The following is a 6,563-nucleotide window of genomic DNA, read 5'->3' as shown; positions in this document are numbered from 1 at the left end:
AAAAACCTGAGAGCACCGCGGGGTGTCAGGCTCCCCGCGTCATCGTTGACCTCCATCGCGAGCAAGCTCGCTCCTACAGGCCGGGCGGCGTTCCGTTTTTCCAAGTGCCCCGCTGTAAGGGCGGAACCATCAGCGGCCGAATGGATATGTACACCTTCAAAAAAATACCCCCGCCCCGCAGATCCCCCCGATGATTATTTTTTGTCGGCCATCGCTTGCGTGTAGCGGTCGATAGTTGGGCACCGTGTCCGGGCTGAGCAAACCTGACCGGAGCCCAATAATGATAAAAAAAAGCTCGGCCACAGCCGGAGTCCGCCAACGACTTCCCCGGCTTGGCCATACCCGCCCGCAACCGCTTGCGTTGGCGATTCTTGCCGTACTCACGGGGCCGGCCTGCGCCACCACCTTTGACCTCAACGAAGACTGGAGCCTGTCGACCAAAACCAGTCTGAGCCTGGGCAGCAGTTGGTCGACGCAAAACCCCGACAAAAGCCTGATGACCCGCGCGAACGCCTTGCAGGCCCAGGGCGTGAATGCCAATGGCACCAGCGTCAGCGCCGACGACAACCGGCTGAACTTCGAGAAGGGGGATCCCATCTCGCAGCTGTTCAAGGGCCTCACCGATTTCAGTCTCGATGGCCAGGGCCAGGGCGCGTTCCTGCGCTTCAAATACTGGTACGACCACGCCTATGAAACCGGCAACGGCCGCTTCAAGGATTTCGACGATTCGGGCTGGGACGACTTGTCGAAGTTCAAGGGCTTCCAGGTCCTCGACGCCTACGTCTGGAAAGATTTCCAGGTGGCCGAGCATCCGCTGAACGTGAAGGTCGGCAACCAGGTGTTGTCCTGGGGCGAGGCGCTGTTGATCCAGAACGGCATCAACGTGATCAACCCGCTGGACATCTCGGCGTTCAACCGTCCCGGCGTGGAAATCAAGGAAGGCCAGTTGCCGGTGGAGATGGTGTCCTTCAGCTTCGGCCTGACCGACACCACCAACCTCGAAGGTTTCTACCAGTACAACTGGCGGCCCAGTGTCCTCGACGGTTGCGGCACTTTCTTCGCCAGCAGCGACGTGATTCAGCCGGGGTGCGGGCCGTTGTACCTGAGTCAGGTGCAGACCGATGATCAGATGCAGGCCGCGGGTTTGTTCGCGACGTCCCGGGGCAATGAGTCGCCGTCCGATTACGGCCAGTTCGGCTTCGCCCTGCGTCAGATGATCCCGGCGCTGAACGATGCCGAAGCGGCGTTTTACTACATCAACTATCACTCGCGGTTGCCGTATTTCACCCTCAACGCCAGGAACACTTCCTTGCCCGGCACCTTCCCCGGTGGCATCCAGGGGCCGAGCTATGCGGCGGCGTTCCCGGAAAATATTCACCTGTACGGCATCAGCCTCAACGGCGTCGAACCGGTCACCGGGATTTCCCTGGCGGGTGAGCTGAGCTATCGGCCGAACATGCCGATCGCGATCAACGCACCCGACGTCAACGTCGCCGTGATTTCCGGGCCGGGGGGCAGTTCCTGGGTGCAATTGCCGCCCGGTTTCAGCACCACCAATGGCAGCCAGTTCGATGCCTGGGAACGCAAGGGTGTCTGGCAGATGACCGGCTCGGCCACCCAGGCCATCGACAACGTGCTGGGCGCCACGCGTCTGAGCTTGTTCGGTGAAGCCGGTGTCGTGCACATCGAGGATCTGGGGGACGAGCGCCTGGGCCGTAGCGCCGCGTTCGGCCGCAGTGCTCCGCGCAATGGCACGCCGTGCAACACCGTGGCCTCCGGGGTCACCAACCAGTACTGCACCGACAAGGGCTTTGCCACCGAGTGGTCGTGGGGTTATCGCCTGCGCGCCAGCCTCGAATACAGCGATGTGTTGCCGGGCATCAACCTGATTCCGGCCGTCAACTGGCGGCATGACGTCGAGGGTTATTCCTACGATCCGCAAGGGCCGTTCCAGGAAGGCCAGCAAGCGCTGGGCGTGAGCCTGACCGGCGTCTACATGAACGATTACAGCGTGGAGCTGGCCTACAACGCCTTCTTCGGTACCAACGACTACAGCACCCTCGACGACCGCGATTTCGCATCCGTCAGCATCAAGGCAGACTTCTAAGGAGAACCGTTATGCGTATGCAATTGTGCGTGCTGGCCCTGGCCTGCACCGTCGGCCTGGCTCAGGCCAAAGGCACCGATTCGGCGGCCCTGGGCAAGACCCTGACCCCCATGGGCTCGGAAATGGCAGCCAATGCCGACGGCAGCATTCCGGCCTGGACCGGTGGCCTGGCGAGCAACGCCGGCACCGTCGACAGCAAGGGCGGCTATAGCGACCCTTACGCGGCCGAGAAGCCCTTGTTCACCGTCACGGCAAAAAATGTGGCGCAGTACGAGAAGTTTCTCAGCCCCGGGCAAATCGCGCTGTTCAAGCGTTTTCCCGACACCTACAAGATGAACATCTACCCGACCCATCGCAGTGCCAACCTGCCCAAGGATGTGCTGGCGGCAAGCCGCGACAACGTGGCCAAGACCAGCATGGCCGATGGTGGCAACGGTCTGCATGACTACGCCAGGGGCATTCCGTTTCCGCTGCCCACCGAAGGCCTGGAAGTGATGTGGAACCACATGACCCGTTATCGCGGCGGCAGCTACGAGCGCATCAGCAGCGCCGCGCTGGTGCGCGAAAACGGTGCCACCAGCTACGTGCGAAACCAGTCGCTGATCAACTTCGCCGACACCGTGGGCGGACTGGAGCCAGGTTCCAACATCCTGTTCATGTTCAAGAGTCGGGTCCTGGAACCGGCGCGTCTGTCCGGCGAAGCGGTACTGGTGCATGAGCCGATCGACCAGGTCGCCGAGCCGCGTTCGGCCTGGCAATACCTGCCGGGGCAACGTCGCGTGCGTCGTGCGCCGATGATCGCCTACGACAACAGCGCCCGTTACAGCAATGGCCTGATCACCGCCGACAACATCGACGGCTACAACGGCGCACCGGACCGTTTCGACTGGAAACTGGTGGGCAAGCAAGAGCTGTTCATCCCTTACAACAGCTACAAGATCGGCAGCCGCGACCTCAAGTACGACGCCGTGATCCAGCCCAACCACGTCAACCAGGACCTGGCCCGCTACGAGAAACATCGGGTGTGGGTGGTGGAAGCGACCCTCAAGCCGGGTGCCCGGCACATCTACGCCAAGCGCCGCTTCTATGTGGACGAGGACAGCTGGCAGATCGCCCAGTCGGACCAGTACGACAGCCGCGGTGAACTGTGGCGCAGCGGTGAACTGCATGCGATCCAGCAGTACGACCACGGCTTCACCTACAACGTGCTGGAAACCTCCTACGACCTGATCTCCGGACGCTACTACGCCGGCGGCCTGGCCAACGAAGAGACCGAACCGATGCGCGTGGGCTTCGCCGCCAAGACCGACGACTACACCCCGTCGGACCTGCGGCGCTGGGCCAAGTAACCCTTTACCTGACCATCGCACACCCAGGGTGGGAGCGAGCCTGCTCGCGAAGAGGGCTTGCCAGTCGACTTGTATGTCGCCTGAAACGCCGCTTTCGCGAGCAGGCTCGCTCCCACAGGAGACGGTGGTGTGCTCTGTATCTGCCAAGGAGATCTACCGTGCGCTACTGGATATCCGCTCTTGCCCTGGGCGCAAGCCTGGGTACCGTTCACGCTGCAACCCTCGATCAACCCCAGGCGAAGGCACTGGCCCGGGAGGCCTACGTGTTCGCCTACGCCACCGTCGAGCACGACAAAGTGCTCAGCGCCATCGCCGCCAGGCTGCCGTTCAACCGGCTCTACAGCGAACCGCGCTTGCTCGGCCCGCAGGACAACAAAGTGGTGTCGCCGAACAACGACACCTTCTATTCCCGAGCCTTGCTTGATTTGCGCAGCGAACCGATGGTGCTGGACGTGCCGGCCGTGCAGGGGCGCTACTACAGCTTTCAACTGGTCGACATGCGCACCGACAACCTCGACTACATCGGCACCCGCGCCACGGGTGACAAAGCGGGGCGCTACCTGATCGCCGGGCCGGACTGGAAGGGTGACGTGCCATCGGGTTTCAGCGGCGTGATTCGCTCGCCGAGCCGCCTGGTGTTCCTGTTGGGGCGCACCGAGGTCAAGGGCGAAGCGGATCAGAAAGACGCCGCTCAAGTGCTCAAGGGCTACGCCTTGCAACCACTGTCCACCCTGAGCGGCGGCGCGGCGCCTGAACCCTTGCCAGCGCTGCAGCTTCCAGCGTATGCGGACACCAAACAGGGGCCGGCGCAGGCGCTGTTCAGCACCTTCAACGCCTTGGCGCCGCTGCACCAGTGGAGCGCCAGCGAGCAGGAAAAGCTGGCTCGTTTCGCCGCCATCGGTGTGAAGCCGGGCGCCACCTTCCAGGCGCCGGCGGATTTGCACGAAGCCGTCGCCCAAGGCGCCGAAGCCGGTCGCGAGCAAGTGCGCGCCGCGTCCAGCCAGCTGTCGGTGGAACAGCAGGGCTGGTTGCCGTCGCCGTCCAACGTCGGCAAGTTCGGCGACGACGACCTGACCCGTGCCGCGGTCGCCTGGCGCTACATTTACGCCAACGATGCGCTGGAAGCGCTGTACCCGATGGCGCTGCACGATGCCCAGGGGCAGATGCTCAGCGGCCAGCACGCCTATCGCCTGCATTTCCCCGCCGGGCAATTGCCACCGGTGAATGCGTTCTGGTCACTGACCTTGTACGACGGCAAAACCCAACTGCTCGCCGCCAACCCGATCCAGCGTTATGCCCTGGGCGACCGCAGCCCTGGTCTACAATACGATGCCGACGGCGGCTTGACCCTGAGCCTGCAAGCCGATGCGCCCAAGGATGCGCCGCAGGGCAACTGGCTGCCGACGCCGCAAGGTCCGTTCAACCTGCTGTTGCGCCTGTACCTGCCCAAGGGCGGGGCATTGGACGGGAGTTATCAGTTGCCGACGATTGCGAGGATCGAACCGTGAACCTGATTTTCAGTCGCCGCCGGGTGCTGGGCAGCATGGGAGTATTGGGAGGCAGCCTGATGTTTCCACGCTGGTTGCTGGCCGCTGATTCCGATGACCTTCGCCAGATTGCCAAAGAGGCGTGGATTTACGCGTACCCCATGCTCATGCATTACCAGACCATGGAAAAGCAGGCGCTCAACGCGTCTGCGCCGGAATACGTCGGCGGCTTCAACCGGTTCCGTCACTACGGTGAGCTGTTCACCCCGAGCAATCGCGACATCGTCACGCCGAACAACGACACGCCGTACTCTTGGGCCTGGCTCGACATGCGCAGCGAGCCGCAAGTGTTGAGTGTGCCGGCCGTGCCTGACGACCGCTATTACGTGCTGCAACTGGTCGACCAGTACACCCACAACTTTGCCTATGTCGGCGTGCTCAGCACCGGGCGCGAGGCGGGAAACTACCTGATCGCCGGACCCGACTGGCAAGGACAGATACCGGACGGCGTCACGGCCGTGCTGCGCAGCGAAACCGAAATCGTCATGGTGCTTGGCCGAACGGGCCTGAAAAACGCCGAGGACCTGCCGGCGGTGCGTGCCTTGCAGCAGCAATACGAGTTGCGTTCGTTGCATGACTACATCGGCAGTGCACCGCCCGTGGCTGCGCCAGCCATTGACTGGCAACCCTGGGACAGCAAGACCGGGTTGGGGCTGGAGTTTATCCCGGCGTTGAATCAGATCCTCAGCCTGTGTCCGACGCAACCGTCCGAGCAAGCCCTGCGCGCACGCTTTGCGCGGATCGGCATCGTGCCCGGCCAGGGCTTCGACCCGGCGACGTTGCCGCCAGCCACACGCAAGGCACTGCTCGCCGGGATTCAGGACGCCCAGGCGCAACTGCAAACGGCGGTCAGCCAGGTCCGCACCACCCTCGGTCTGTTCGGCACTCGCGAAGCGCTGGACGGCAATTACCTCAACCGCGCTGTCGCGGCGAATGTCGGCATCTACGGTAACAGTGTGGAGGAGGCCTTCTACACCGGCACTCGTGTGGATAATCAGGGGCAACCCTTGCAGGGCGGGCGAAGCTATCGTTTGCGTTTTGCACCGGGTCAATTGCCGCCTGCCAGCGAGTTCTGGTCGCTGACCTTGTATGACTTGCCGGACCGGCAACTGGTGGCCAACCCGATCAATCGTTATTGCCTGAGCAGCCGGGATCCTATGCAGATGGACGCGGACGGTGGGCTGACGTTGATCCTGCAGAACGCCACGCCGGCCGAGCAGAGCAACTGGTTGCCGACGCCGGCGAGTGGGGCGTTCACTCTGGTCTTGCGCCTGTATGGGCCCGGGCAGCAGGTGGTCAATCAGCGCTGGCGAATGCCGGGGGTTGAAGTGGTATCTGCCTGAGCTGCGCGCCTGCATTGGATTTGTGTCGTTCAAACCTGTAGTGGACAACCTGGATCCCTGTGGGAGCGGGCTTGCTCGCGAAGGCGGAGTGTCAGGCGACCTGTCTTTTGTTGGCTGTGTACATATCCGTTTCTTCGGTAACGGCGGCTGGCGGTTTCGCCCTTACGGCGACTCCCTTTTTTACAAGCGCCTAAAAAAGGAAGCAAAAAACGCTCGC

Annotated in this window: 5 protein-coding genes; all 5 read left to right on the top strand. The window is 62.7% G+C overall.

The window, feature by feature from the left end:
* The first annotated feature begins 280 nt into the window (after window positions 1–280).
* On the top strand, window positions 281–2,107 hold the full coding sequence (locus PMI26_RS03905; protein ID WP_007979233.1) for a DUF1302 domain-containing protein: 1,827 nt from the start codon (window positions 281–283) through the stop codon (window positions 2,105–2,107).
* 11 nt (window positions 2,108–2,118) lie between these two features.
* Window positions 2,119–3,456: a DUF1329 domain-containing protein gene (locus PMI26_RS03910; protein WP_007979230.1), complete on the top strand. Its 1,338-nt coding sequence runs from the start codon at window positions 2,119–2,121 to the stop codon at window positions 3,454–3,456.
* A 158-nt stretch (window positions 3,457–3,614) separates the two neighbouring features.
* Window positions 3,615–4,964: a DUF1254 domain-containing protein gene (locus PMI26_RS03915; protein ID WP_007979228.1), complete on the top strand. Its 1,350-nt coding sequence runs from the start codon at window positions 3,615–3,617 to the stop codon at window positions 4,962–4,964.
* Complete coding sequence (locus PMI26_RS03920; protein WP_007979226.1) at window positions 4,961–6,346, top strand: DUF1254 domain-containing protein; 1,386 nt, start codon at window positions 4,961–4,963, stop codon at window positions 6,344–6,346. Before PMI26_RS03915 ends, PMI26_RS03920 begins: the two co-directional genes overlap by 4 nt.
* On the top strand, window positions 6,327–6,563 hold a 237-nt coding region (locus PMI26_RS32055), incomplete at its 3' end, for a hypothetical protein (RefSeq protein ID WP_238540841.1). The genes PMI26_RS03920 and PMI26_RS32055, both read left to right, overlap by 20 nt.

The sequence above is a fragment of the Pseudomonas sp. GM33 genome (genome assembly GCF_000282295.1).
In the GTDB taxonomy this organism is placed as follows: Bacteria; Pseudomonadota; Gammaproteobacteria; order Pseudomonadales; family Pseudomonadaceae; genus Aquipseudomonas; species Aquipseudomonas laurylsulfatiphila.
This window is presented reverse-complemented; position numbering and strand designations above follow the sequence as displayed.

Excerpts from the sequence above, each read along its gene's own strand:
- PMI26_RS03910 (WP_007979230.1), top strand. The coding sequence starts at position 2,119 with ATGCGTATGCAATTGTGCGTGCTGGCCCTGGCCTGCACCGTCGGCCTG.
- PMI26_RS03905 (WP_007979233.1), top strand. The coding sequence starts at position 281 with ATGATAAAAAAAAGCTCGGCCACAGCCGGAGTCCGCCAACGACTTCCC.